General features: G+C 72.2%; 22 protein-coding genes and 1 pseudogene. 12 read left to right on the forward strand and 11 right to left on the reverse strand.

Annotated elements, in window-relative coordinates; translation table 11 throughout:
- Window positions 1–125: 125 nt before the first annotated feature.
- Window positions 126–851: pseudogene (locus tag ACQPZW_RS20745) on the reverse strand (sigma-70 family RNA polymerase sigma factor); the annotation flags it as partial.
- A 258-nt stretch (window positions 852–1,109) separates the two neighbouring features.
- Between ACQPZW_RS20745 and ACQPZW_RS20750 the strand changes: the two are divergent.
- Complete coding sequence (locus tag ACQPZW_RS20750) at window positions 1,110–1,535, forward strand: ATP-binding protein (RefSeq protein ID WP_433796561.1); 426 nt, start codon at window positions 1,110–1,112, stop codon at window positions 1,533–1,535.
- Window positions 1,536–1,551: 16 nt separating this feature from the next.
- Here ACQPZW_RS20750 and ACQPZW_RS20755 read toward each other — a convergent pair whose 3' ends face one another.
- Entirely contained in the window at window positions 1,552–2,499 is a 948-nt protein-coding gene (locus tag ACQPZW_RS20755; protein WP_433796562.1) for an ATP-binding protein, read from the reverse strand.
- Window positions 2,500–2,851: 352 nt separating this feature from the next.
- Between ACQPZW_RS20755 and ACQPZW_RS20760 the strand changes: the two genes are divergently transcribed.
- Window positions 2,852–3,640, forward strand: coding sequence for a GNAT family N-acetyltransferase (locus ACQPZW_RS20760; RefSeq protein WP_433796563.1), 789 nt, complete (start codon window positions 2,852–2,854; stop codon window positions 3,638–3,640).
- A gap of 96 nt (window positions 3,641–3,736) precedes the next feature.
- Complete coding sequence (locus ACQPZW_RS20765) at window positions 3,737–4,678, forward strand: Clp protease N-terminal domain-containing protein (RefSeq protein ID WP_433796564.1); 942 nt, start codon at window positions 3,737–3,739, stop codon at window positions 4,676–4,678.
- Here the strand turns inward: ACQPZW_RS20765 and ACQPZW_RS20770 are convergent.
- From ACQPZW_RS20770 to ACQPZW_RS20780, 3 genes are all read right to left on the reverse strand, one after another.
- Window positions 4,675–5,085 carry an ankyrin repeat domain-containing protein gene (locus tag ACQPZW_RS20770; protein WP_433796565.1) on the reverse strand — a complete coding sequence of 137 codons (411 nt, stop codon included), beginning with the start codon at window positions 5,083–5,085 and terminating at the stop codon, window positions 4,675–4,677. The genes ACQPZW_RS20765 and ACQPZW_RS20770 overlap by 4 nt on opposite strands.
- An 82-nt stretch (window positions 5,086–5,167) precedes the next feature.
- Entirely contained in the window at window positions 5,168–5,704 is a 537-nt protein-coding gene (locus ACQPZW_RS20775) for a hypothetical protein (protein WP_433796566.1), read from the reverse strand.
- Between the two features lie 79 nt (window positions 5,705–5,783).
- Window positions 5,784–6,662, reverse strand: coding sequence for a YihY/virulence factor BrkB family protein (locus tag ACQPZW_RS20780; RefSeq protein WP_433796567.1), 879 nt, complete (start codon window positions 6,660–6,662; stop codon window positions 5,784–5,786).
- Window positions 6,663–6,739: 77 nt separating this feature from the next.
- On the opposite strand from ACQPZW_RS20780, the gene ACQPZW_RS20785 reads away from it, so the two are divergent.
- Window positions 6,740–7,423, forward strand: a complete 684-nt coding sequence (locus ACQPZW_RS20785) for a M15 family metallopeptidase (protein WP_433796568.1) — start codon at window positions 6,740–6,742, stop codon at window positions 7,421–7,423.
- Window positions 7,424–7,531: 108 nt separating this feature from the next.
- Here ACQPZW_RS20785 and ACQPZW_RS20790 read toward each other — a convergent pair whose 3' ends face one another.
- Complete coding sequence (locus tag ACQPZW_RS20790; protein ID WP_433796569.1) at window positions 7,532–8,458, reverse strand: hypothetical protein; 927 nt, start codon at window positions 8,456–8,458, stop codon at window positions 7,532–7,534.
- Window positions 8,459–8,638: 180 nt separating this feature from the next.
- Between ACQPZW_RS20790 and ACQPZW_RS20795 the strand changes: the two genes are divergently transcribed.
- Window positions 8,639–9,601 carry a hypothetical protein gene (locus tag ACQPZW_RS20795; protein WP_433796570.1) on the forward strand — a complete coding sequence of 321 codons (963 nt, stop codon included), beginning with the start codon at window positions 8,639–8,641 and terminating at the stop codon, window positions 9,599–9,601.
- A 6-nt stretch (window positions 9,602–9,607) separates the two neighbouring features.
- Here the strand turns inward: ACQPZW_RS20795 and ACQPZW_RS20800 are convergent, their stop codons facing one another.
- Window positions 9,608–9,838 carry a hypothetical protein gene (locus ACQPZW_RS20800; RefSeq protein WP_433796571.1) on the reverse strand — a complete coding sequence of 77 codons (231 nt, stop codon included), beginning with the start codon at window positions 9,836–9,838 and terminating at the stop codon, window positions 9,608–9,610.
- A 13-nt stretch (window positions 9,839–9,851) separates the two neighbouring features.
- On the opposite strand from ACQPZW_RS20800, the gene ACQPZW_RS20805 reads away from it, so the two are divergent.
- Window positions 9,852–12,140 carry a right-handed parallel beta-helix repeat-containing protein gene (locus ACQPZW_RS20805; RefSeq protein ID WP_433796572.1) on the forward strand — a complete coding sequence of 763 codons (2,289 nt, stop codon included), beginning with the start codon at window positions 9,852–9,854 and terminating at the stop codon, window positions 12,138–12,140.
- A gap of 86 nt (window positions 12,141–12,226) precedes the next feature.
- Window positions 12,227–12,979: a hypothetical protein gene (locus ACQPZW_RS20810; RefSeq protein WP_433796573.1), complete on the forward strand. Its 753-nt coding sequence runs from the start codon at window positions 12,227–12,229 to the stop codon at window positions 12,977–12,979.
- 3 nt (window positions 12,980–12,982) lie between these two features.
- Here ACQPZW_RS20810 and ACQPZW_RS20815 read toward each other — a convergent pair whose 3' ends face one another.
- Window positions 12,983–14,014: a hypothetical protein gene (locus tag ACQPZW_RS20815; protein ID WP_433796574.1), complete on the reverse strand. Its 1,032-nt coding sequence runs from the start codon at window positions 14,012–14,014 to the stop codon at window positions 12,983–12,985.
- A 154-nt stretch (window positions 14,015–14,168) separates the two neighbouring features.
- Between ACQPZW_RS20815 and ACQPZW_RS20820 the strand changes: the two genes are divergently transcribed.
- Both ACQPZW_RS20820 and ACQPZW_RS20825 read left to right on the forward strand, forming a co-directional pair.
- Complete coding sequence (locus ACQPZW_RS20820; protein WP_433796575.1) at window positions 14,169–15,257, forward strand: metallophosphoesterase family protein; 1,089 nt, start codon at window positions 14,169–14,171, stop codon at window positions 15,255–15,257.
- A complete protein-coding gene (locus tag ACQPZW_RS20825) occupies window positions 15,248–19,276 on the forward strand; it encodes a hypothetical protein (RefSeq protein ID WP_433796576.1) in 4,029 nt (1,342 codons plus the stop codon). The genes ACQPZW_RS20820 and ACQPZW_RS20825 overlap by 10 nt, the downstream gene beginning before the upstream one ends.
- A gap of 11 nt (window positions 19,277–19,287) precedes the next feature.
- Here the strand turns inward: ACQPZW_RS20825 and ACQPZW_RS20830 are convergent, their stop codons facing one another.
- The 3 genes from ACQPZW_RS20830 to ACQPZW_RS20840 all read right to left on the reverse strand — a co-directional run bounded on the left by ACQPZW_RS20830 (window position 19,288) and on the right by ACQPZW_RS20840 (window position 23,306).
- The gene (locus ACQPZW_RS20830) at window positions 19,288–21,039 is read right to left on the reverse strand and encodes an Hsp70 family protein (protein ID WP_433796577.1); all 1,752 of its coding nucleotides are present in this window, start codon (window positions 21,037–21,039) and stop codon (window positions 19,288–19,290) included.
- Window positions 21,036–22,205 carry a KAP family P-loop NTPase fold protein gene (locus tag ACQPZW_RS20835; protein ID WP_433796578.1) on the reverse strand — a complete coding sequence of 390 codons (1,170 nt, stop codon included), beginning with the start codon at window positions 22,203–22,205 and terminating at the stop codon, window positions 21,036–21,038. Before ACQPZW_RS20835 ends, ACQPZW_RS20830 begins: the two co-directional genes overlap by 4 nt.
- A gap of 210 nt (window positions 22,206–22,415) precedes the next feature.
- A complete protein-coding gene (locus tag ACQPZW_RS20840; RefSeq protein WP_433796579.1) occupies window positions 22,416–23,306 on the reverse strand; it encodes a hypothetical protein in 891 nt (296 codons plus the stop codon).
- Window positions 23,307–23,398: 92 nt separating this feature from the next.
- Here ACQPZW_RS20840 and ACQPZW_RS20845 point away from each other — a divergent pair, with 92 nt between their 5' ends.
- Genes ACQPZW_RS20845 through ACQPZW_RS20855 form a run of 3 tightly spaced genes read left to right on the forward strand, consistent with a single transcriptional unit; the run spans window position 23,399 to window position 24,883 of the window.
- Complete coding sequence (locus ACQPZW_RS20845) at window positions 23,399–23,737, forward strand: ArsR/SmtB family transcription factor (protein ID WP_433796580.1); 339 nt, start codon at window positions 23,399–23,401, stop codon at window positions 23,735–23,737.
- Window positions 23,738–23,741: 4 nt separating this feature from the next.
- Window positions 23,742–24,215 carry an SRPBCC family protein gene (locus ACQPZW_RS20850; protein ID WP_433796581.1) on the forward strand — a complete coding sequence of 158 codons (474 nt, stop codon included), beginning with the start codon at window positions 23,742–23,744 and terminating at the stop codon, window positions 24,213–24,215.
- Window positions 24,212–24,883 (forward strand): dihydrofolate reductase family protein, encoded by a 672-nt coding sequence (locus ACQPZW_RS20855; protein WP_433797588.1) that lies wholly within the window; start codon window positions 24,212–24,214, stop codon window positions 24,881–24,883. The genes ACQPZW_RS20850 and ACQPZW_RS20855 overlap by 4 nt, the downstream gene beginning before the upstream one ends.
- Window positions 24,884–24,911: the final 28 nt, after the last annotated feature.

The following is a 24,911-nucleotide window of genomic DNA, read 5'->3' on the forward strand; positions in this document are numbered from 1 at the left end:
GCCGAAGCTCTCCTCCGCCCCCGGCCGGAAGCACCCGGCCAGCGCGGCACCCGGTCGGTCAGCAGACCCTCGCGCATCCAGGTCAGCGTGCGCGACAGGATCCGGGAGACCTGCATCTGCGAGATGCCCAGCTCGGCGGCGATGTCGGCCTGGGTGCGGGCGCCGTAGAACGACGACAGCACCACGTGGCGCTCCCGCTCGGGAAGACAGGCGATCAGATCGGCTACCGTCAGCCGGTCGGCGAGCGCCTCCACACCGCTGTCCACCTCACCGAACATGTCACCGAAGCTGGCGTCCCCGTCACCGACCGGCGTGTCGAGCGAGACCGAGCGGTAGCTGCTCGCCGTCTGCCTGGCCCGGTCCAGCGCTGCGAGGGTGATCCCGGCCCGCCGCGCCGTCTCGACGTCGGTCGGCCGCCGGCCCAGCTCCCGGGTCAGGTCCGTCTCGTGCCGGGTGACGGCCATCGCCAGTTCCTGCATCGGGCGCGGCACGTGTACGGCCCAGCTGCGGTCCCGCAGGTGACGTTTGAGCTCTCCGGCGATGGTCAGCACCGCATACGCGGTGAAGGAGCCCCGCTCGGGGGAGTAGCGATCGACCACCTTGACCAGTCCCAGCCGGGCCACCTGCTCCAGGTCGGCCAGCGGTTCCGTGCCGCCCCGGTAGCGGCGGGCCAGACGTGCGGCCATCGGCAGCGCCACCCGGATCATCTCGTCGCGTAACCGGCTCGCCCGTACCCGGTCGGCGCCCTCGCGTTCCCGTGCGTAGCGCTCCGCGATCGGGTCGAGCTCTTCCAGGTCGGGACCCGCGGTGCGGGCACCGCCGAGGATCGCGACCTGTTGCTCGAACGGCATGCCGTCCTCCTCATCCTGACCCTGCTAGCCGCCAAGTGCCCCCGGGGATCCACCCAAACGACCGACGCGGACCAGGCCTCGCGGGGCCTGGTCCGAGCAGAGCCTCGTACGGGCGTGGTCGGTCGGTCACCGCGGCGCCTCTTCTTCGGTCAGCTCGTACCAGTTTGCGTCGTTTCGTGCGTCGATTTGCGGTAGATTGCCGGAAGCGTGCGACCGTCGACAACGCAGTCCTCGACCCGAAACCAGCGGGAGGTCCCCGTGCCGCTCAACGCGTCCGATACGGCTCCGGAGGGCGCCGGCCACACAGCACACGCCCTCGTCGAGAGCCTGCCGCCACTGCCCGGCGCACCACGCCACGCCCGCGACCTCGTCACCGAGGCCTGCGTCCGCTGGGACCTCGGCCACCTCACCGGGCCGGCGACCCTGATCACCAGTGAGCTGGTGAGCAACGTCCTCGACCACGCCCACACGACCATGACGCTGCACATCGCGTTGCGCCCGGCCTGCCTCTATCTCGCCGTCGAGGACGGCAGCGCGTCACCGCCGGCGCCGGTCCGCCATCCCTCCACCGGGCCGGCCGGGCGGGGACTGCATCTGGTCGAGGCGGTCAGCACCACGTGGGGATACTCGCTCGGCGCCGGCGGCAAGACCGTCTGGGCGACCTTGAGCCTGCCCCACCCGTGACGAGCCCCGGCCGACCTCACCCGGCGTCTCGGTGCATGATCTCCCGCGGGAAGCGCAGCCGTACGCTGGTGACGCCCGGCCCGCTGTGCACATCGACCGTGTCGGCCAGTTGCCGGGCGAGCCACAGCCCACGGCCGCCGACCTTCGACGTGACCTCCGGACGCCGGTAACCGGCGAACGGCGACACCGGCCGCCCGCCCGCGTCGTCGACCTGAACGACGAGAACGCCGTCGTCGTGCCAGGCCCGCACCCGAGCGGGGCTGCCGCCGTGCACCAACGCGTTGGTGGCGATCTCGGTCACCGCCACACCGACGTCCTCCGCGGCGGCATCCCGGAAGCCGTGGCGCCCGGTCCACCCCGCGATCATGGCGCGCAGCGCGCGCAGGTCGGCGAGCTGATGAAGACCGACGTCATGGTCGACGACGACCGGCGGTTGCGGCGGCGGCAGCTGGGCGCGGCCGGCCAGGTAGTCCTCGGGTGCGCGATAGCCGGCGTACGGGACCGGCCCGCCCTCGGTCAGCTCGTGGCCGTGAACGTTGCGCGCCTCCTCGATGATCGCCGCAGAATGCCGCCGGGTGTCCCATACGCAGGTCACCGGGGATCCGTACGGCGCGTACGTCTCGTTGCACACCGACTCGTAGGGCAGGTACGCGCGGGCCCGGTCGACGGCGGTGCCCATGGCGACGTCGTCGGCGAACTCCGGTTCGGCGACGACATGAACCGGCTGGCCGGCGGCGTGCCGATCGGCCAGATACCGGCGGAAGCACTCGAAGGCGGCCCCGAGCCGCGTGTAGAAACCGGCCGGATCACCCCACACGATGCCGGGGGCGTGCGTGCCGACATCGGCGCGGACCAGGCCGGCGATCGGGTCGCTGACGACCATCAGCACCGGGACGCCCCCCTCGATCGAGCGGTGAATCTCCGGAAGAAGGCGCGCCCGTACCGTCGCCTCGGAATCGATCACCGCGATGGTGTGTGCGAAACCGACAGGCGGCTGAACCTCGAGGACACGCGTCAAGGTCGTGCGCATTCGCGGCAGGCCATTCAGGACCGTCGAGCGGTGCCGCGCTCCGCCACCCGACCGCGCTGCCGTCCAACTCGCGGCATGCTGCCTCCTCGTCTCGGCATCGTCGACGGTCAAATGCCCGCCCGTGGCGGCCCGAAACGACCTCCGCTGATCCGCACGTCGTGGAGTGTCGGCGCGAGCGGCATCGCGGGCGCCCGGAAGCCCGGCGTCCCCACCGGGTGAGGGCGTTCCGGCATCCGCCCCCGGGGCGGCGATCGCGCTCGTTGACCGCGGGCGGCACGATGGGCGCATGGTCGACACCGCCACGCTCCTGGCCGCCTATGACGAGCAGATGCGCATGCCGTCCAGCATCGTCCCGGCCGGCATGACCTACGAGCACGACGGCCCGGTGCTGCGCATCGTCGGCGGGCACGTGGGACGGATCCGGGCGCCCCGCGACACCGGTGTCACCGGCGACGAACTGGACCGTCTGATCGCCCGCCAGCGCGACTACTTCCGGGCCCGCGGCGAGGGCGTCGAGTGGAAGGTCCGAGCCCACGACCTGCCCACGGATCTTCCGCAACGCCTGGTCGCGGCCGGGTTCCTGCCGCAGAGGCCGTCGACGGTGCTGATCGGCGTCGCCGCGGAGGTGGCCGCCGACCCGGTGCTGCCCGACGGCGTGCGACTGCGGCAGGTCGACGAGCCCGCCGACCTGCGCCGCATCGCCGACCTGCAGACCGCGGTCTTCGGGACCGACTGCTCCTGGGTCGCCGACGACCTCGCCGCGCGGGTGACGGCCGACCCCGGCCACATCACCATCCTGGTCGCCGAAGCCGACGGCCGGGTCGTCTGCAGCGCCCTGGCCGTCTACGACGCCGGCACCGACTTCGCCGCCCTGCTCGGCGGCGCGACCCTGGCCGCCTGGCAAGGACGCGGCCTCTACCGCGCCATGATCGCCGCCCGCGCCGGGGAGGCCGTGGCCCGCGGCTACCGGCTGCTGCACGTCGACGCGTCCCCGGCCAGCGCCCCGGTCCTGCGCCGATGCGGATTCCACGAGATCACCACGTCCACCCACTACGAATGGCTTCCGCCGTCGTGAGGCGTCACCGTATATCCAGGGATATAGGTCGGCGACCACGAATGTCGAACCGTGAGCAGAGCCGGAGGAAAGGGTCGCGGATCTAGCATTTTCGGCATGGCCCTCGAATTCAATCCCACCATTCGCACCGCGAGCGCACTCGACCTCGCCGCCGGTCTGGGCGACGAGATCAGCACCGCGCACCTGCTGGCCGGGCTCGTCACGGCGGCCCCGTCGATCGCCCGGATCCTGGACGCCTTCGACGTCACGCCCACCGTCGCCGTCCACGTGGTCCGTGAATGCGACAAGGAATGGAACGGCCCCGACGGCGTCGCGCAACCGGATGCCGAGATCGTGCTCCCGAAGGCCCTCCGCGTCACCGACGGCGCCGCGGCCGCCCTGCTGCACGCCACCCGCGAGTCCCCGGGCCGGGAATGCCGGCCGGAGACCCTTCTCCTCGCCGTTCTCCGTGACGACCGTGCGCGGGCGACGGCGGTCCTGCGGGCCTGCGGCATCGACCCCGAGACGGTACGCGCGGCCGCGGCCGGCGGTGACATCCCGCCACGGACCGATCCGGTCAGCGCCGACCTGCGCCCGATCCGCGACCGGATGATCGGGCGCGAACGCTTCCGCGGCAACGGCCTGCGCGCCTTCCTCTTTCAGAAGATCTTCAAGAACCCCTATCCGTACGCCGCCGCACCGACCCTGTGGATCTCGTTGGAGTCCGAGCAGATCGCCCGGCAGCGGGGCGGCGCCCGGCGCACCGACGACCTCCTGATCGCCATGCTCGCCACCTACCGGGTGGCCACCGCCTACCCCCACCTGACCACCGACAACGCCGAGGGGTACGACGGCAGCCGCGAGCTCGCCGCGGCGGGCCTCGACCATCGGCGCCTGGAGGAGGCCGCCGCCACCCTCGACCTGGGCGAGGACGGGATCAGCGTCAAGTCCCTGCTTACCCGCGACGATTGGCCCCGCACCACCACCGACCTGCTGGCCCGCCTCACCGCCCACGACGACACCCGGTCGGCGCGGCTGCTGAAAGCCCTGCGCGCTTAGCCGATCGCGGCGCGCATCAGGTCGAGCGCCCGCTGGTGCCCGCCGGCCTCCGCCCACTCCAGCGCGGTGCGCCCGAGCCCGCCGTCCTCACGCTGCCGGGGATCCGCACCGGCTGACAGCAGCGCCCGCACCGCCGCGTCGTGCCCCCAGCAGGCGGCCGCACACAACGGCAGACCTTCAGCGCCGGTGCCGCTCTCCCGGCCCGGGTCGGCGCCCGCGCCGGTGAGCACCCGGACGTTCTCGGCCACACCGTGCACACTGGCCGCGTACAGCGGCGTGGTGCCCTCTGGGTTCGGCGCATCCGGGTCGGCGCCGGCCCGCAACAGCCCACCCACGTCGAGCGGGGTCCCCCAGGTGGCCGCCTCGACCAGTCGTCGCTGCAACTTCTTACGCCGGCGCTGCTTCACCGCGCCATTGTGCCGCCCGCCGTGACGGCCGGGGGCGCCGGAGCCGGGCCGTCACGGCGGGGCCGCCGGCGCCGGGCCGTGGTCAGCGGGCGAAACCGGGCAGCGGGACCAGCAGGCCGTCGGGGCGGCGCTCGGCCAGGACGGTCAGCTCGCCGGCGATCCAGTGCGGGGTGAGCCCGCGGCCCGCCTCCAGCACGTCGTCTGCCTCAGCCGGGGTGTCGCGCGCGTTCACCCGTACGATATCGGTCGTGGAAAGCACCTCGCCCACCGTGACCCGGCCGGACGACGTCGACCGACCGCGGTAATGGATCGCCCGGCCGGACCGGCCGGCGGCGTGCGCCGAACCGGCCGCGATGGCGGCCTGCATGAACGCCGTGCCCGCGACCTCGGCCGGAAGGGCGAGACCGGCCGGCAGCGCCACACTGATCGCGACGTGCGGAAACGGCAGTTCGGCCGGGTGGGTGCAGGCCTGCGCGTCGGCGGGCAGCCGCAGCGAGCGAACCCACGCCTCGGCGGAGCCCTCGGTCAGGTGCCCCAGGCTGACGCCGAAGTGCCGCAACGGGCGGTCTTTGGCGGGTTGCGCGCGTTCCAGCAGCGCAGACCCGGTGGTGACGGTCATGGCACCCACCGTCGCCGCCGCAGAAGAACTCCCGGTGAGCGCAACCTCATCGCCACATGAACGAGTGTGGCGCGGGGGATCATCGTGTCGCGGCCAGGTCGACCGTTCGCCCGACGGCGCTCGTGGCGGTCAGCGCGGCGGCGAACAGCAGCACCTGGTTGACGGCGTTGAGGAAGACCAGCAGGCCGACCGAGCCGGCGACCAGCCCGTACACCGGATTCGCCTCGACCGCCCGCACGTAGAAGCCGCCGATGGTCTTGAGCAGTTCGACCGCGACACCGGTCATCAGCGCCGGGCCGATCAGGCGGCGCCACGACATCCGCACCCGCGGCAGCCCGGCCAGCGCGCCGAACGCCAGAGCGGTGGTGACGCCACCGCCGACCACGAACCCGACCACCTCGAGCGCCACCTGCGACAGGGTGTCACCGGCGTCGGTGACCTCGGTGATGCGGCCCGCGACGATGGTCGTCGCGTAGGCCACCGACACCGACGCGACCAGCAGGACGCCCAGGCCGGCGAGCACGGCCAGGTCGGCGAGGATCCGGGCGACCAGCCGGCCCGGGTACTCGGGCAGCTCCCAGATCCGGCGGATCGACGAGCGGAACGCGTCGGTCCAGAACCATCCGGTGACCGGCAGACCCACGAAAGCGACGACCCCGACGGTGGTACGGGCGTCCCGCAACGCCGCCACGTCGACGTTCGGCAGGTCCTGGGCCAGGTAGTGTTCCACCGCGTGCAGCACTTCCGGGTCGTCCAGGACGAACCCGAAGACCGCGAAGCCCATCAGCCACGCCGCGAACGTGCCGAAGAACGCGTAGTACGTCACCGCGGCGGCCAGTCGTCCACCGTCGGCCTCGTCGTAGCGCCGCCCGGCCCGGATCACGTGCTCGACCCAGCCGGCATGCCGCAGCCGCCGCCACGCCGCCGCGGCCCACCCCCGGAAACGCCCAGCCGTCACAACGGCGTCCCTTACCCACCGGCGAGTTGCGCCGAAACGATCGAGTGCCGCAAGGTACCGCAGGAATCCGCCCACGGATGGAGCCGCATGCCCCCGAGCCTTTCGTTCTGCTGTCCGACCGTCGCATCGACGCCATCGAGGCGGGCGAGTCCGGTGAGCCCCTGGTGGACGTGGGCCGGATCCCGGACCTGCGGCTCGACCGGCGTTACGCCGACTCCGACGGCGCGTTCGGCCACCTGCGTGAGGGCGTGGTGTCGCGGCTGCTCGACGCCCAGGCGGCCCTGCCCGCCGGCCTGCGGTTCCTGATCATCGAAGGCTATCGTCCTCTGGACCGGCAGCAGGCGATCTTCGACGGCTACCTGCGTGAGCTGGGACAGCGGCACCCCGAATGGGACGCCGACCGGGTGTACGTGGAGGCCACCAAGTTCGTCTCACCGGTGCACGTCGCCCCGCACAGCACCGGCGGCGCCGTCGACCTGACCCTGTGCGCCGACGACGGCACCGAGATCGACATGGGCACCGAGGTGGACGCCACCCCGATCGCCAGCGCCGACGCGTGCTTCACCGGCGCGCTGAACATCCCGGACCGGGCACGGCAGCACCGGCGTACGCTCGTCGCCGCCCTCACCTCAGCCGGGCTGGTCAACTACCCGACCGAGTGGTGGCACTGGTCCTTCGGCGAGCGGTACTGGGCGTTCACGACCGGAGCCGGGCGCACCCGCTACGCCCCGATCCGGCTCACCGCGGCCGCGCCCCGATAGAGACATCACCGCGGCGATCTGGTCCCCCGACTCCCGTTCCGCCGCGAAGTGATCCTTGCTGCCCGGGGATGGTGCCGGTGCGGGTCAGACGGCGGGTGCCGGTGCGGGTCAGATGGCGGGTGCCGGCGCCGCCAGTTCGCGGAGCGCTCCCACGATGGCCTGCTGCAGCTCGGCCGCGGTCAGGTCGTCCCGGTCGCCGGGCAGGGCCGCCACCAGCATCGGCGCCAGTGCCCGGGCCAGCGCGACCTCGTCCACACCGTCCCTGGTGGCGAGACCGGCGACCGCGGCACGGGCGTCGAGCAGATGGCGGTACGTCCACTGCGCGTACGCCGCCAGCGACCAGTGGGTGTTGAGGCTGCCGTCCTTGCTGCGGTTGCCGGGCGGCGCCGGGATCAGGCCGTCGGTCTGCAACATGGCGCCCGCCAGCGCGGCCCGCACCTCCCGGTCCTTCAGCATCGTCAGGAACTCGGCCTTGGTCATGGTGCCCTCCTCAGGGATCAGCCCGATGTGCCGCAGCCACCGCCGGGCCAGCCGGATCATGCGGTGACCGTCGGCGTCGCGATGCTCCGACAGGTGCGTGTGCGTCAGATGGCTGTCGTCGCCGGTGGTGCGCCGGCCGAGCCGGTCCCAGCGGCGTACCGTCCGGCCGTCCGGGCTGTAGATCACCTCCCGCAGGTCACGGGTGTCCGGGTCGTCGGCCGTGCACAGCGGGATCAGCCAGGCGTTGAAGTCGTACAGGTCGAAGGCGCCGCGCGGCGTGGCGACCCTGAAGAACCCGATGTCCATGGCCGACGCGTGCTCGTCGAGCCCGTCCCGGTCCCGGCTCGACTCGTCGACCGAATACCGGTCCCGCCCGGCCCGGAGGTGGTCGCGGCCCAGGTGGTAGGAGTCGCCCCCGACCGCGTGACCGGCGTCGCCGACGATCCCGGCCTCCACCGGATCAAGATCGTCATTCACGGTACGGCCGGGATGCCGGTCGAGATGCTCCAGCAGCAGACGCCGTGCCGTGAGGTGATCGACCTTCGCGACCGTCATCGGGATGTTCCTCTCGCCGGCGGGATGACTGTGCCCTGGACAACGCACGGGCCGGCCGCCGGTGATGTCGCTTCACCCGGCCGTCGCGCGGTGAGCGATCACGGGGCGTGAAAGGACCGACGATCGGTGAGCGATCACGGGGCGTGAAAGGGCCGACGCTCGGTGAGCGATCATGGGGGCGTGGAATGGACCGATGATCTTGCCGTACGCCTGGCTCGCGGGACGACGGCGCAGGCCCTCGTCCGGTTCCTCCGAGCGGCGGACGGCGACGGTCTGAGCCGTCGTGAGGTTCTCGCCGTGCTGACCGAGCGGTTCGCCCTGTCGTTCGACGACGCCCGACTCGCCCTGGACCGCGTCCAGGGTGGCGTCGTCCGGGCCTCGTCCGGAAACCCCGCGAACGAGCCGGACCCGGTCAAGGACCCCCTGGCCTGGATGTCGTACCGGCTCGAACTCGGGCTCCCCGTCGACCAGGATCCCCCGTGGCCGTCGGCAGACCAGCGGGCGGCGGCGGAAGCCCTCCTCGAAGGAGCCGGGCGCGGCGAGCCGACCCGCGGCACCGAGGACGTCGCCGTGGCGCTCGAGGTGGCCCGTCTCGCCGTCGCCTCGCAGGAGCCGGGGAGGGTCCGTTTCCACCTGCTCCTCGAAGCGGCCACGGCCCTGTCGACCGCGGCCGAGGCGTGCGTCCGGCGCCGGGGCGAGATGCCCTGTGCCCCCGAGGGATCGCAGGAATGGGTGGACGGGGTCGCCCTCGCCACCGCTGCCCGTGCGGTCACCGCCCGGTTCGCCGCCCAGCCCGACCCGCAGCTGGAGCAGCGGGGGTACATGCTGGTGGGAAGCATCGTCACCCGGCTGCTGGGCCAGTCCTACGCCTTCGTCGGCCGCGCAATGATCGACTCGGCCCGCTGTCTTCAGCGCAACGGCGATCCGGAACGCGCCGCCCGGCACAGTGACCACGTGGTGGCCGACTTCACGGTCCTACTCGATCGTTTCGAGGCCGACGATCCCTTCGACGAGTACGTCATCGCTCTCGAAAGCCTGCTGGCCGCCATCGAGATCCTCACCGAGGTTCGTGGCCCCTCCGCGGACCTGACCGCTCTCGCCACCCGGACCAGGCAGACCCTCGCCCGCGCCGAGACCGACTGAGCCGATTCACAGCAGGCCCCGCTCCCGCGACCGCGCGAGCCGGCCCGGCGACAGGCCAGTCGGCCAGGTTCCGCCACCGCGCACAGCGGCCACCGCCACGATCGGGCACCCGGACCGGGAGTCGCTGCCGATCGGCCGCTCGCAGGAGAGTGGAAACCCCACCACCCCACCGGGGTTGACCGGATCCTGCGCCGAGTTTCGGCGGATCTTGAGGTCGGCTGCCGACTGTACGGCCATGGAGTCGTCCAGGATGTCGGTTTTCGCCCCGCCTGTCCGCCGTGCCGTCGGCGCCGGGCTGCTGTCGCTGCTGACCGTGCCGGTGCTGGCCGCACCGGCACGGTCCGGCGATGACCCGCCACCCGGCTACCCACTGGCCTATTCGCTGGCGGCGACGGTCAGCCCGGCCCCGCTGACGGCTGCCGGGTGCACGGCCGACCCGAACTGTCTCACCGCGCCCGCGCCGGTCGCCGACAGCAAGGTCAATCACACCCGGCTCACCGACCTGATCGAGGCGGCCCGGGTGCGTACCGGCCTGGCTGCGGACGGCACCGTCCGCTCGGGCGGCCCGGTCCCTGTCACCGTGTTCCTGCCCGCGGGGGAGTGGCTGCTCAGCAAGGGCCTGCGGCTGCCGCCGTACGTCAGCCTGCGCGGCGCCGGGATCACCGCCACCGTCCTGCGGATGGACCCCGGCATCCCGGCGAACTGGCAGTACAGCAGCATCGTCCGGCACAACGACGTCAAATCGGCGGGCAGCACGCAACTGGTCGCCGACCTCACCGTCAACGGCGACTGCCGCGCCGGCGCCGGCGCACCCACCCCGGCCGCGCTGCCGGCCCGGCCCGGCCAGGACTGCGACTTCCGCAGCCGGGCGGGCGCCACCACCAACACCGGCGGCGGCGTGGCGCCCGGCGACGGCTGGACGGTGCGCCAGGTCCGGATCACCAACGTCGAATACTTCAAGATCTGGGTGTACGACGCCAAGGACGTCCGCATCGTCGACAACCGGTTCGACAACTGGGGTGGCGCGGAGTCCGGCGACGAGGACAACATCGGCGGCGGCCGCAACGAGAACGTCGTCATCGAGCACAACCAGTTCGACCGGACCATCCGCGGCAACGGCATCGACTTCACCAACTCGCTGCGCCCGACGATCCGCAACAACACCGTCTTCACCGACCGGGCCGTCGCGGACGCCCGGGACGTGTCCGACTACGGCACCTTCTACATGGAGGGCGTGCCGGAGGCGGCCATCACCAGCAACCTGCTCTACGGGGCGCACATCGTGCTGCAGTCCAACAGCGGCTACGAGCCCGTGGGCAACAACAGGGACATCACCAACCCGCGCGCCTCGACGGTCACCGCCAACCGGATCGTCGACTCGTTCGACGCGGGCATCACCGTCAGCTACGGCGACTACACCGGCCAGGAGCACGTCACCCGCGCCGGCGGCGGCAACGTCATCCAGGGCAACACGATCGTCCGGTCCGCCGAGACCGGTGTCCTGATCATCGGACAGGCCGACCGGCTCAAGACCACACCCGACACGGTCACCAGCAACCTCATCGAGAACGCGGGGGCGAGCGGCTCGCACGAGTACAACACCGGCGCGGGCATCTTCGACACCAGCGGCATCGCGATCGGCATCGGCGTCGGCGACCGCGTCTACGGCAACACGATCACCGACCGGATCGACGACAGGCACCGCCGCCCGACGACCTGGTTCGGGATCCAGACCGGAGGACGCAACGCGCCCACCACGGTCCGCGCCACCGCGCTGACCAGCGCGAGCGGCACGACCAACACGGTCACCGGCGTCATCGGCCAGGCCTACCGCGGCCCGGCCGTCCCGTCCGCGCCCGGCGATCCCGTCGTCACCGCGGGCACCGTCACCTGGCAGGAGAGCGACCCGCAGGCGGGCCTGCCGATCGCCGGATACCGGGTGTTCCGGGACGGCCGGATGGTCGCCGACCTGCGCACCGGCAGCCCGGTCGTCCCCGGCAACCTGCTGCCCACCGGCGACGCCGGCTCGTACACGCCGGTCACCGCCACGACCGTCGGCAGACAGGGCGAGACGCTCGCGCTGACCGCCACGGCCGACGGAACCGTCGCCGCCGCCGGCCGCCTCGTCCCGGTCACCGCCGGCCGCGAGTACACGTCGGTGGCGTCCTACCAGGTCTCGACCGGCCGGGGACAGCGCCCGGCCCGGACCGGCATCGAGTTCTACGACAGCCGCAAGGTCCGCCTCGCCCGGTGGGCCACCGGCAACAGCGGCTCGATCGAGACCGCGGGCCGGTGGATCACCAGCTCGTACACCGGGGTCGCGCCGCCCGGCGCCGCCTGGGCCAAGGTGTACGTCTCCGTCGACGACACCACCAAGGGCGACGTGCACCTCGTGGACCGCATCGGGCTGGTGAACGGCACACGGACCGAGCAGTACACCGACCCCAATGCCACCGCCGGAGCCGCCTACCACGTCGTCGCCTACCAGCCCAACGGCGACCTCGGGGCGATCGCGGCGGGCCGGGCCGGCAGGGCATGACGTATCAAGAACGCCGCTTGACCCGCACTTGAGCTTCGGCCGTCAGATTGGTTGAAGTCACCACGAACCAAACGGGGTTGTTGAACATGAAGTTTTGGCGTCACACCGCAATGCTGGGCCTCGCCGTCGCCGGAGGGCTGCTCGCCGTGCCGCAGGCGGCGTCCGCGGCGCCCGTCTCCGTCGCCGAGGTGCCCAGCACGCCGATGGGCGTGCAGCAGGTCCGCTCGACGGTCAACGCGTCCCAGACCGACGTCTACTGGAAGCCGGCCGCGCACGCCACCCGCTACCGGGTCAAGGTCACCGACGGCAGCACCATCACCAACTACCTGGTCCAGGGGACGCAGGCGCAGGTCAACGGCCGGTACAAGCTGACCGTCGCCACCGCCGACAAGTGCGCCACCTACCGGATCACGGTCCGCGCCGAGGACAGCCTCGGCCAGGGCGCGTCGGTGTCGGTCGTCGAGAAGTCGCTCGCGCCGACCATCGTCACCAAGGCCCGCGCCTACCGGGCCGCCGACCGGACCCGGGCCACCTTCGAGATGGCCACGCCGCAGTGGAAGGGCTACCTCGGCGGACCGACCGGCGGTGCCCGGCCCGACAACCTCAAGGCCCCGACCATCGGCGTCACCCTGAACCTGCAGCTGGTCCGGATCATCGACAAGAAGGTCATCACCACCACCACGGCCACCCAGAGCGGCTGGACCAACGCCAAGTTCTCCAAGATCTTCACCGGGCTCGACCCCAAGCGGGCCTACTACCTGAAGGTGACCACCGCCAACGGCTGGGGCACCTGCACCCGCCAGGACGGCAAGATCAAGCTCAACGCCGTCCCCAACTGACGATCACCGTACGACGGCGGGCGACCAGGCGTTCTCGATGAGCACCTCGGGCGACCCGCCGCCGTCGGCGTCGGCCACCCACACGTCCGAACGCTGCTCACCGATCGCGCCGGTACGCAGTCCGTACAGCACACGCTCGTCGTCGAGCCACTCCGCCTGGTCGTCGACGCTGCGGGTCTCGGCCAGCACCGTCTCCCGCCCGGTCCGCAGGTCGAGCACCGCGAGCCGCCACTGCCCGTCGGGCAGGTCGCCGTGCCGCTTGTAGGCGACACGGGTGCCGTCCGGCGACAGCGACGGGCACTCGACATCCTGATGCAGCGCGGTCAGGGTACGCGCCGACACGCTGCCCCGGACCAGCCACGTCCGCCCGTCCGAAGCGCCGGTGGCGTAGAACGTGTCACCGTCCGTCGTGAACGTGACACCCCAGAAGTTGCGGTCGGCGCGCCGGTTCACCCGCCCGTCGACACGGAACTCGAAGTCCTCCAGCTCCACCCGCCCGTCGCCGGCCACGTCGCTGATCGTGGTCCGGGTGGAGAACCGGCCCGGCGAGTTGTACGAGTCGCCGTAGACGAACGCCGTGGTCGTCACCCGTGCCGAGTCCCGCGCCAGCCGGGTGCGGCTGGACAGGCCGGAGAAGCCGTCCAGCTCACGGTCGACGGTCCAGTCGGGGCGCAGCAGCCGCACCCGGTAGGTGCGGCTGACCGCGGTGGCATGCGCGGCCAGGCAGACGGCCCGGACCCGGGTCGCGTACACCCGGTCACAGACCGCCGGCGTGATCGCCCGCGCCCCGCCCGGCGCGTCCACCGGCACCAGGGCGACATGCCCCTCGTCCGGACCGGCCGCGGTGTTGCGGAACACCACGTGCGGCCCGGCCGCCACCGTCGCCGCGTCCGCCCCGGTGTCGGTGCCCGTGTCGCGGACGGCGCCGGCGCGGTCGGCGTACGCGTCGGCGACATACGCCACCGACCCGGTCAGGGTGACCGCGGTGAACGCCACGAAGGCCAGCAGGCGGACCCGCCCCGTACTGCTCGTCATCGTCAACCCCCGGTCGTCTGGAATCCCGACTCTCCCGTGGCGGCGGTGTGCCCCGGGTCGCCTCCGAGTTGCCGGGCAGGAGTGAGCGGCCCGCAACCGGATCGCACCCGGGCCCGCGCCCGGACGGCCACCCGGACCGCTGATCGTGGTCGCCGTGGGTTTCTCACTGAGCCGGCGCCGACGGCGCCAATCCGGTCTCGTCGCCGGTCTGCTGGTCGCCGTGCTCCTGCCGACCGCGGGCTATGCCGCCCTGGGCGGTGACGACGGCGCCAAGACCGGCCCGACCCGGACCGCCGCGCCGCAGGTCGCCGCGAACGCCGACGGGGAGCTGATCGCCGCCGTCGGCGACATCGCCTGCGCGCCCACCAACATGGTGTACCGCGGCGGCGAGGGCAGCCCGGCCGGCTGCCGGGAGAACAGCGTCGCCGACCTGCTCGCCGGTCAGCGCCTGGCCGCGTTCCTGCCGCTGGGCGACCTGCAGTACGAGAAGGGCCGGCCCGAGGAGTTCATCAACGTGTACGACCAGTTCTTCGGCCCCTACAAGGCGATCAGCCGTCCGGTGCCGGGCAACCACGAGTACCAGACGGCCGGGGCCGATGGCTACTACGGCTACTTCGGCAAGCAGGCCGAGCAGGAGAACAACTACGGGGTGCCGGGCGCGTACAGCTACGACATCGGCAGCTGGCACATGATCGCGGTCAACTCGAACCTGTGCGGCCCGGCCGCCCCCTGTGGCCCCGGCAGCAAGATGATGAACTGGCTCAAGTCCGACCTGGCCGCCCACCCCAACCGGTGCACCCTCGCCTACTGGCACCACCCGCTGTGGTCGGCCGGCCACCACGGCGACTACGCGCCGCTCACCCCGGTCTGGAACGCTCTGCTCGCCGGCGGCGTCGATGTGGTCCTGGTCAGCCACGACCACAACTACCAGCGGTTCGCGCCGCTCGGCCGCGCCGACACGGTCAACGGCACGTCGATGGCCCCACCGGTCGTCGTGCCGGAGAACGAGGGCATCCGGCAGTTCATCGTCGGCACCGGCGGCGCCAACAACTACGACGTCGCCGACGAGCACGAGCGCCCCGACCTGGCCGGGCGGATCGAGGCCAAGTACGCCGACACGTCGGTGGCGCTGTTCGGCATGCTGTTCATGCGTCTCGCCGAGGGCGCGTACACCTGGGAGTTCGTCCAGGCCGAGCCCGCCCCGATCGACTTCCACGACGCAGGGACCGGAACATGCCGCTGAACCGCGCCGCATATCGGCGGCCCACGGCGTACCTCCTCGCCCTGATCCTTCTCGGCGTCTTCGGCGTGACCGCGGAGGCGATGGCGGCCGGCTCCAGCATCGCGCCACCGAGCGGCTTCACCGCGGTCGCCGGTGACGGCACCGTCACCCTCACCTGGAAGAAGGCGTCCGGCTCAGTCGGTGTCGACGTCATCCGCAACGGGGCCGTCTTCGCCAAGCAGGTGACCGGCAGCCGGTGGACCACCGAGACCGTCCGCAACGGCGTCACCTACAAGTACGCGCTGCGCAGCATCGACGCCAAGGGACGCCGCTCGGCCAAGAGCGCCACCCGGACGGTCACCCCCCAGGCGCCGCCGCCCGCCCTCAACGGCGTCGCGGTCCGTAACCAGAACGGCCAGGCCACGCTGAGCTGGCAGAAGCCGAAGAACACCATCGCCGACACGGTCCGCGCCCGGGTCGACGGCAAGGTGGCCGCCACCGCCCGGGTCGGCGACCAGGCACTGACCGTCGGCGGGCTCACCAACGACAAGTCCTACCTGATCAGCCTCGAAGCAGTGAACAAGATCGGTGTCGCCGGGAAGTCGGTGCAGGTCACCGCTATCCCGACCGAGGAGGAGCAGCGCTCCCCGTTCGGTCTCCTCGCCACCGGCGGTGCGGCCCGGGTGGACCTGGTCTGGAACGCGGTCGCCGGGGCTCAGCGCTATCACGTCTACCGCGACGGCACGATGCTCTCCACGGTCGCCGCGCCGGGCGTGACCGCGGCCGACGTCGACCTCACCAACAACGTCACCTACCGCTACCAGGTACGCGTCGTCGTGTCGGGGCAGCTGTCCGGCCCGTCGCCGATCCGGGTCGCCACACCGCTGGCGATCCCCGCAGCGCCCGGCCCCGTCACGGCCCAGCCCCGCGACGGCGCCGTCCTGCTGAGCTGGCCCGACCCGGTCGACCCGGTGGCCTCCTACGAGGTGTACCGCAACAACACCAGGGTCGCCGAGGTGCCCGGAGACGCGCTCGGCCACACCGACTCGGGGCTGGTCAACAAGAAGACGTACCAGTACCAGGTGGTGGCCTACAACGCCAACATGGCCGCCGGGCCGCGCAGCGCCACGGTCTCCGCCGTACCCGGTCCCGCGCCCGGAGCCCCCGCGGCACCCGCCGTCGTCGCCGGCGACAGCAAGGTCACCCTCTCCTGGCCGCGCGGCGGCACCGGCCGATGGGTGCTGCTGCGCGACGGCAACGCCCTCGGCGGGGTGATCACCGGCACCGGCTTCGTCGACACGTCCGCGATCAACGACATCACCTACCGGTACGCGCTGGTGGCCGTCGGCGCCGACCAGCAGTGGTCCCCGCCGTCCCCGACCGTCGCGGCCACCGCGCGGGCGATCCCACCGAACGCGCCGACCGGCCTGCGTGCCGTCGCCGGCAACACCGAAGTGACCCTGACCTGGGACATGCCCCTCCCGTCGGCGGCACGCTACCGGGTGTACCGCAACGGGACGCGGGTCGCCGAGGTGCCCGCCTCCCCGGCCCGCGACGGTGCCCTCGACAACGACACCGCCTATGAGTACCGGGTGACCGCGCTGGACGCCCGCGGCGTCGAGTCGGCGCCGTCGGCCACCGTCACCGCCCGCCCGGCCCCACCGGCCGAGGACGCGCCCTCGGTCACCGCCACCGGGCTGCACGAGGCCGCGCAACTGACGTTCACCGCGCCCAAGGGCCGGACCGTGGCGCAGTGGCGGGTGCTGCGCGACGGTGTGGAGATCGCCCGTACCGCCCTGCCGGCCAACACCGACCGGCAGCTCACCGACGGCCGCGCCTACCGCTACCAGGTGCAGAGCGTGTACGACGACGGCACCGTCTCGCCGCTGTCGGTCGTCGCCGTGGCGGCGCCCCGCGCGCCGTGGCAGTCCGTGTCGGTCGGCACCGCGTTCACCTGCGCCGTCCACGTCGCCGGCACCGCCCGCTGCTGGGGCGCCAACGAGAACCGCCAGCTCGGCGACCTCTCCACCGTCAACTCCACCACCGGACCGGTCGTGGTGGCCGGCCCCACCCGTGTCGTCCAGGTCGCGGCGGGCGCCCGGCAGGCCTGTGCGGTCACCGACCGTGGGGTGCTCTGGTGCTGGGGAGCGGTCCTCGGCAGACCGGACCAGACCAGCCGCCCGGTCGTGGTGGCCGGCGTGTCCGGGGTCACCGCCGTGGACACCGACGGCGGCACGGCCTGCGTGGTGGCCGGCGGCGCCGTCTGGTGCCTCGGCGACGGCTCCCGCGGCCAGCTCGGCGGCCCGGCGTCCAGCGCCGTCCCGGTGCGGGTCACCCTGCCCGACGCCGCCACCGCCACCGCCGTCACGGTCGGCGGCGGCCACGCCTGCGCGCTGCTCACCGGCGGCACCGTCGCCTGCTGGGGTGCCGACGAGCACGGCCAGCGCTCCGGCACGGTGTCGTCGGCCCGTACCCCCGCCCGGGTCTCCGGGTTGACCGGCGTGTCGGCGGTCTCCGCCGGCGCCGACCACACCTGTGCCCTGACCGGCATCGCGGTGTCCTGCTTCGGCGCCAACGACGCCGGCCAGCTCGGCCGCACCGTCGCCACGACCGGCGGCCCCGCCGCGGTGACCGTGCCCGCCGCCACCGCGGTCAGCGCCGGTAACCGATACACCTGCGTGACCCTGCTCTCCGGGCAGGCCCGGTGCTTCGGCGCGGGCCGGGCCGGACAGCTCGGCGACGGCGCCGGCCTGGACTGGGCCGTCCCGATGACCGTCCTCAACCTGGACACCGCCACCTCCGTCGCCGCGGCCGGCGGAACCGGCGCCACCACGTGCGCGCTGACCCGCGACGGCTCCCTCTGGTGCTTCGGCGCCAACGGCTCCGGCCAGCTCGGGACCGGCGCCGACAGCCGCTCGTCACGGGCCAGCGGACCGATCGCCGGCCTGGGCGGCACGACCCGGATCGCCGTGGGTGACGACGCCGGCTGCGTCATCCGCGACGCCGGGGTGTGGTGCTGGGGCGACAACCGGTGGGGCGACGCCGGTGGTGTGGCCGGGGTTCCGGTCCCGCACCCGACTCGCGTGCCGCTGCCCGACGGTGTCAAGGCCCGCACGGTCGTGGTCGGCGCCGGCACCACGTGTGTGCTGTCCGAGGCCAACGAGGTCTACTGCTGGGGCGCCAACGACGCCGGCCAGGCCGGACAGCCCGCGGCCCCGACCGTCACCCCGGCCCCGGTGCCGATCAAGGGCGCGAGCGAGATCTCCGTCGGCGACAAGGTGACCTGCGTGCGGCGGGCCAACGGCACCCTGTGGTGCTTCGGCCGCGCCGACCTGCTCGGCGCCGGCCTGACCGAGAGGACCCCCAACCCCGAGCCCGTCCAGGTCGTCGACGACGCCGGCCAGCCTCTGACCGGGATCTCCCAGGTCGCGGTCGGTCCCGGGCACGTCTGCGCCACCGAGCGGTACGTCGAGACCACCCCCACCTCCGGCGGGATGTGGTGCTTCGGCGCGAACACCGACGGCCAGCTCGGCCACTCCGGTTCCGGCACGGCGATCGCCCGGCGGGTTCCCGGCCTGTACGGGGTGATCGCGCTCGGTGTGGGCCGGGCCCACACGTGTGCCGTGGCGCTGCTGCCGTCGCGGGCGCTGTGGTGCTTCGGCGCCAACGAGTCCGGCCAGTTGGGCCTCGGCGACCTCGAGGGCCGCACCTCACCCACCCTGGTCGCCGACGTGAAGGCCTCCCGCCTCGCCGTCGCCGGTGACCTGACCTGCGTCAAGAGCCCCAACCCGCAGGGGTGGTGCTTCGGGGCGAGTGCCGGCGGCCAGACCGGTAACGGGCTGCTGCGCGCCGGTGAGCCGCTGGCACAGGTGCTCTACGACCGCGACGGCATCATGCTGGTGGCCCATCTGGCCACCAACGGCACGACGACGTGCGCGGCCCGCACCGACGGCACGGTGACCTGCTGGGGCGCCCGGACCCTGACCTCCTTCGGTGAGGGCCCGGTTCTCGGTTACCCCAACGAGCACGTCGTCGACTGACGGGTGACGGGTCAGGCCAGCCAGCGTTCCAGGTCGCGGGCCCGGTCCTCGGTCTGCTCGATCACCGCCGCCATCACGGTGGCGGTGATCCGGTCGAGCTCGTCCGGGGTGTACTCGCCCAGGCGGACGATCCGCTGGATCCACCTCCGGGCGGCACGGTCGGCGGCCAGGCCGGAGCTGCTGGTGACCGCGCCGATCGCGAAGCTCGCAAGCTGCGGGTCCAGCGACGGCGCGAACCTGGCCCGGGCCCGTTCGATGGCCGAGCCGAACGCCTGGTTCGCCGCCTCGCGCGGAACGCCGAGCTGGCTCAGCAACCCCGGTGTGCTGTGCTCGGTGAGACGTTCGGCCCGGTGGACGCGGTCGAGGATCAGGTCCAGGCGGTCGGAGAACAGATCCGGCAGGGCCAGTTCCAGCCGCACCCGGTCGACCGGGACACCGTGCCGCCGGCAGATCCGCTCCACCCGCATCGACAGGTAGTAGGTGAGCGAGTCGGCCAGAGCACGCGTCGCCTCGTACATCCCGAACTTGATGTGGCTCGTGAGAGCGGCGGCCGAGCCGTGCGACTCCAGCATCTGCCCGGCGACCTTGTCCTTCAGGGTGTTCAGCGCCTGCACCGCCTCGGCCCGGACCGTCTCCCTGGTCGCCGGCGCCTCGACCAGCTCGCTCACCTCGCGCCGGAAGCGGCGCACACCGGAGCGATGCTGCCCGTTGCTCACCAGCCCTCGGGCGACCGCGAACGCCGGCTCGTCGTCGTGCTCGACGATCGAGGTGGGGAAGACCTCGCGGCACAGGCGGCCGGCGAGCGGCATGCGCGAACCGCCGCCGGTGAGCACCAGCAGATGCGGGCGGTCACCGAGCAGGTCGGCGACCTCGACGAGCACGGTACGGAAGCGGTCGCCCCAGCCACCGGGCGCCGCCACCGTCTGCGGAATCTCCAGGTCGAGCAGCCACGTCCACGCGCCGGCGACGATCGGCCGGAAGCGCTCCTCGCACGACTCGCGCAGGTCCATGATCCGGCGGGGCACACCGGAGAACTGGGCCTCCTTGGCCCACCGGCAGGCCAGCAGGAGGAAGTCCGATCCGCCGTCGCCGGCCAGCGCCTCGGCCAGTGCCGCGTCGTGACTCAGGGCGGCCCGGACCAGACCGGCGAGCTGCTCGTCGATCTGCCGGCAGCCGAGGGCGGCCCCGACCGGCAGGTTCCGTGGCGACAGATCCTCGACGACGGTGAAGTCCGTGGTGGAGGAGCCGATGTCGACGATCAGGACCCGTTCGAGCTCTCGCTGGTCACGGCCCCGGTCACGGACGTGGAGCAGGGCGGACTGCGACTCCGGCATCAGCTGCACCGGCACGCCGAGACATTCGAGGTGCCGGCCGTACGCGTCAACGACCTCGGGTGACCAGCCCGCCGGGTGCCCGACGTACACCACACCGTCGCGCAGGACCTCCGGATGCCGGCCCCCGAACTCCGCGAGCAGGGTCTGCGCGAACAGGACGGCATCGGGGATCCCGGGCGACAGCACGTCCGGAGCGGTCTTGAAGTTGACGCCGAAGCGGGCCGCCCCGCGGCTGGTCACGGCCTCGTCGCCGATGAGCCTGCCGGCGCCGAACGGCGATCGCGTCATGGCGGTCACGATGCTGCGCTCGCCGGATCGTGGCCGCGTATGGATCCGCGTGGGTTGGGAACGGTCGGCCGGCGCCCAGGCCAGGCAACTCTCGCCGTCGCCGATGTCCAGACCGATCACATGGCCGGGCTCGCCGGTCATGGCGGGTCTCCGGGCCCGCCAGTCACCGTCAGCACCTGGGTGACCACCTCGATCTGCGCCTTCGTCGGGATGGACGGGAACGAGCAGCCGCTGCGCTCGCCGGGCCTGATCGTGAGCAGCAGGTCGGACAGGGCGGGCTCGGCCGAGGCCAGCTCCACCTCGTCCTGGCGCAGCCCGGCGTTGTTCTGGGTACGGGCGGCCTCGTCCAGCCGTACCCACACCGCCGGGTTCGCCTGCACCCGCCGGAAGAAGTCGGGAAAGCGCATCCGCAAGGCCAGCAGGATCGCGGCCTGCATCAGCCGGTCCCGGCTCGGCCGGGAATGCAGGCGCAGCGTCGCCGTGGTGAGGTTGAGCGCCGAGATGAACCGCCGGATCCGCCGGGGATTGTCGCCGAACGCGCCCTCGGCGAGTTGCCACAGCGCCGGGTCGCCTCTGAGCTCGGTCACCACGGAATCCTGCAGTTGCCGGAACACCGCCTCGAACCGCACCTCCGGCAGGTGATACGGAAAATGGATCAGCTTTTCCAGATATTGACGGCCGCGGGCCTGATCGCCGTCGACCCGTTTGGCGGCCGCCGTCGAGATCACGTCGAAATCCATGGCGAGCACGAAAACGCAGGAGGCCTCGCCGAGAAAGAGTTTGAGAGCGTCGAGGACGGCGATGGCCGTGTCGCCGTGACACCGGTCCAGGTCGTCGACGAACACCACGAGCCGGCCCCGGTCGCCGAGGAAGGTCTGCACCACCTCGGCGAAGTCGGCCTCGAAGTGATTGATGTGCCGGTAGTTCTCGACGCCCCGGCTCTGCCAGGCGTCGCGGGCCGTCGTCACGTCGTCGCCGTCGACGAGACCCGCGGTCAGCGGCCCGGCGGCGTGCCGCAGCAGCAGCCAGGTCGCGGTGCTGCTCAAACGGCGGGCCTTGGCCGCCAGATCGTGACGCCTGCCCTCCGGCTCGTCGGCGACCTCGGTGAGGATCGTCTGGATCAGGGCGTGCCAGATCGCCTCCTTGTCGTCGTACTTCCACGGATTGAAGGCGATCGTGGGAATGCCACGCTGCTCCAGCATGTCGCGGCAGATGTTGAGGAAGCTCGACTTGCCCGTTCCCCACGGACCGAAGACGCCGACGGTGAGAGGCAGGTGAACGGCGGCCTGAATGGCATCGCAGAGCACACGGCCGTGCGTGCTGAAACCGAATTGGTCGTCTCCCCGGCCGGTAACCGGATTGTCGGTCAAGAGAAGCGGCGGATCAGCGATGGCATGCATGAGGCGCTCCGGAGACGTGCGGATGCCTGACGATACTGCTGACGCCTGAACCTTGTTCGTGGAATCGGTTTCTCCGTCGAACAACCGGTTCGCGAATGCACCCGAACGGACGAGCGGTCAGCTCACGGCGACGGTGAATGCCGCGACGTGGACCTTTCCGGCGACCTGGAACTCGGCGAACACGCGGTACCGGCCGGGGGCCGGCGGGGCGACCTGGAAACGGGCGGCGCCCGGCGGGGAGTCCGGTTTGGCATGGGTGTGCTGGTACGCCACGTCGCCCTCGCGGAACGACACGAGGTGGCCGCTCGCGCCCAGGTACGGTTCCAGGCTCGCCGGCGAGCCGTCGGCGCCGGTCACCGCGACCGTCCAGCCGTCCAGCCGTACCGTCAGATCATCGGTCTCGACCGGGGAGGCCGGCGCCGGAAGCGGAGTCGGCCGGTGATCTCCGGTGACCGTCAGGTCGACGCCCAGGGCCACCGGGACCGGGCCGCCGCCGACGACCGCCGTGAAGTCGGCGATCGCGCGGTAGCTGCCCGGTGCGGCGAGGGCCAGGTCGGTGCTCCAGGTGCCGTCCGGCGCCATCGTGGGGTGCAGGTGCTGGAAGCCGGTGAGATCGCGCCGGATCACGATCAGGTGCAGCAGACGCTCGTGGGCCGTCGTGTATGTGGTGACCGCCGCGCCGCCGCGCGCGACGATCCGGAAGCGGAACGGGCTGCGGCGGCCGGGCGTGAACGCGGTCGTCTCGGTGGTGAGGGTCAGCCCGGCCGCGGTGCGGGTGAGACCTGCCGTGTCCGTGGTCGCCACTCCGCCGTGCTGATGGAGCGGCGCGTCGCTCACGAAGAACGCCGAGCCGGGCGTCGGCGCGTCCTGGGCGGCGGGCTGCGACGGCGAGGGGGCGGTGACGCGGCCGCCCACGAACCCGGCCAGCAGCGCGATGCCGAGGGCGGCGCCGATCCGGAAGCCGGCCCAGCCGCCCGGGCCGTCGTCTTCGCTGTCGGGCACCGGCACGGCAACCAGACTGGGTGATGACGCCACGATCGTGTCGCTGATTCGCCGATTCCGTCCTTGACGCATTCCGTTATGGGAATATGATGGCTGCCGTGGCACGAGCAGCGACGACGTCGGACGCGTTCAACGCGATCGCCGAGCCGCAGCGCCGGGACATCCTGGTGCTGCTGCGGGCGGGGGAGTGGCCGGTGACCGACCTGGCCCGGCAGTTGGGGATGAGCCAGCCGCGGGCCTCCAAGCACCTGCGGGTGCTGCGGGAGGTCGGTCTGGTCCGGGTTCGCGAGGCCGGCAAGCAGCGGCTGTACGGGCTGGATGCCCGCGCGCTGCAGCCGGTCCACGAGTGGCTCGGTGGATTCGAGCGGTTCTGGGCCGGCGGCTTCGACCGGCTCGACGCGTATGTGCAGGAGCTCAAGCAGGCACAGGAGGAGTGATCGTATGGCAGACACCGATCGGGAGATCGTGATCTCCCGGGTCGTCGACGCGCCACGGGAGCTGGTGTTCACGGCGTTCACCGAGGTCCGGCACCTGTCACGGTGGTGGGGGCCGGAAGGGTTCAGCACCACCACACGGTCCTTCGTCTTCCGCGAGGGCGCGGTGTGGGACTTCGTGATGCACGGGCCGGACGGCACCGACTACCAGGAGTGGATCACCTGGACCGAGATCGTCGCGCCGGAGCGGATCGCCATGCTCCACGGTGAGCACAGCGACGACCCGAACGCGTTCGAGTCGATCCTGACCTTCGCCGCCGAGGGTGCGGCGACGCGGATCGAGATGCGCACCGTCTTCCCCACCAAGCAGCTGCGGGACCAGGCGGTCGAGAAATACCACGCGATCGAGGGCGGCCGGCAGACCCTCGAACACCTGGCGGCGTACGTCACCGGGACCCTGTTCACGGAGGTGGAGGCCTGATGGCCGGCAAGGTCTTCTTCAGCGTGTCGATGTCCCTGGACGGCTACGTCGCGCCGGTGCCCGCGCCGGTCGACAATCTCTTCGCCAAGGAGAGTCAAGACCATCCGGAGGTACGGCGGTGGATGGCCCAGTGGATGGCGCTGCAGCAGTGGATCTTCCCACTGCGCTTCTTCCGGGAGAACCTCGGCTTCGGTGACGGCGGCGAGGAGGGGGTCGCGAACGACATCGCACGGGCGACGTTCGAGCGCACCGGCGTGACCGTCATGGGCCGTCGGATGTTCGACCTCGGCGAGCAGTCGTGGCCGGAGGACGCGCCCTTCCACACCCCGGTCTTCGTCGTCACGCATCGCAGACGTGACCCGTGGGAGCGGCCCGGCGGGACGACCTTCCACTTCGTCACCGACGGCATCGAGTCCGCGCTCGACCAGGCCCGCGCGGCCGCCGGCGATCGCGACGTGCGCATCGGGGGCGGCGGCGAGACGATCCTGCAGTACCTGAACGCCGGTCTCGTCGACGAGTTCACGATCGCGTTGTCCCCGGTCTTCTTCGGCGCCGGCACCCGCCTGTTCGACGGCGTGGACACGTCCCGGGTCGAGCTGCGGCAGATCCGCTCCGAGCCGTCGGAGCGGGTGACGCACCTGACCTACGCGGTGCACCGGCGACAATAAACTCTGTATACTGCACGGAGTTTCTTGC

The sequence above is a fragment of the Actinoplanes sp. CA-252034 genome, from assembly GCF_050956125.1.
Classification (GTDB): domain Bacteria; phylum Actinomycetota; class Actinomycetes; order Mycobacteriales; family Micromonosporaceae; genus Actinoplanes.

What these genes read in the sequence shown, in the direction of transcription:
- ACQPZW_RS20790 (WP_433796569.1), bottom strand. Translation starts at nt 8,458, where the DNA reads ATGACGGTCGCGAAGGTCGATCACCTCACGGCACGGCGTCTGCTGCTG.
- ACQPZW_RS20785 (WP_433796568.1), top strand. Translation starts at nt 6,740, where the DNA reads ATGGAGCCGCATGCCCCCGAGCCTTTCGTTCTGCTGTCCGACCGTCGC.
- ACQPZW_RS20815 (WP_433796574.1), bottom strand. Translation starts at nt 14,014, where the DNA reads ATGACGAGCAGTACGGGGCGGGTCCGCCTGCTGGCCTTCGTGGCGTTC.
- ACQPZW_RS20800 (WP_433796571.1), bottom strand. Translation starts at nt 9,838, where the DNA reads ATGGCCGTACAGTCGGCAGCCGACCTCAAGATCCGCCGAAACTCGGCG.
- ACQPZW_RS20805 (WP_433796572.1), top strand. Translation starts at nt 9,852, where the DNA reads ATGTCGGTTTTCGCCCCGCCTGTCCGCCGTGCCGTCGGCGCCGGGCTG.
- ACQPZW_RS20810 (WP_433796573.1), top strand. Translation starts at nt 12,227, where the DNA reads ATGAAGTTTTGGCGTCACACCGCAATGCTGGGCCTCGCCGTCGCCGGA.
- ACQPZW_RS20825 (WP_433796576.1), top strand. Translation starts at nt 15,248, where the DNA reads ATGCCGCTGAACCGCGCCGCATATCGGCGGCCCACGGCGTACCTCCTC.
- ACQPZW_RS20830 (WP_433796577.1), bottom strand. Translation starts at nt 21,039, where the DNA reads ATGACCGGCGAGCCCGGCCATGTGATCGGTCTGGACATCGGCGACGGC.
- ACQPZW_RS20775 (WP_433796566.1), bottom strand. Translation starts at nt 5,704, where the DNA reads ATGACCGTCACCACCGGGTCTGCGCTGCTGGAACGCGCGCAACCCGCC.
- ACQPZW_RS20760 (WP_433796563.1), top strand. Translation starts at nt 2,852, where the DNA reads ATGGTCGACACCGCCACGCTCCTGGCCGCCTATGACGAGCAGATGCGC.
- ACQPZW_RS20850 (WP_433796581.1), top strand. Translation starts at nt 23,742, where the DNA reads ATGGCAGACACCGATCGGGAGATCGTGATCTCCCGGGTCGTCGACGCG.
- ACQPZW_RS20765 (WP_433796564.1), top strand. Translation starts at nt 3,737, where the DNA reads ATGGCCCTCGAATTCAATCCCACCATTCGCACCGCGAGCGCACTCGAC.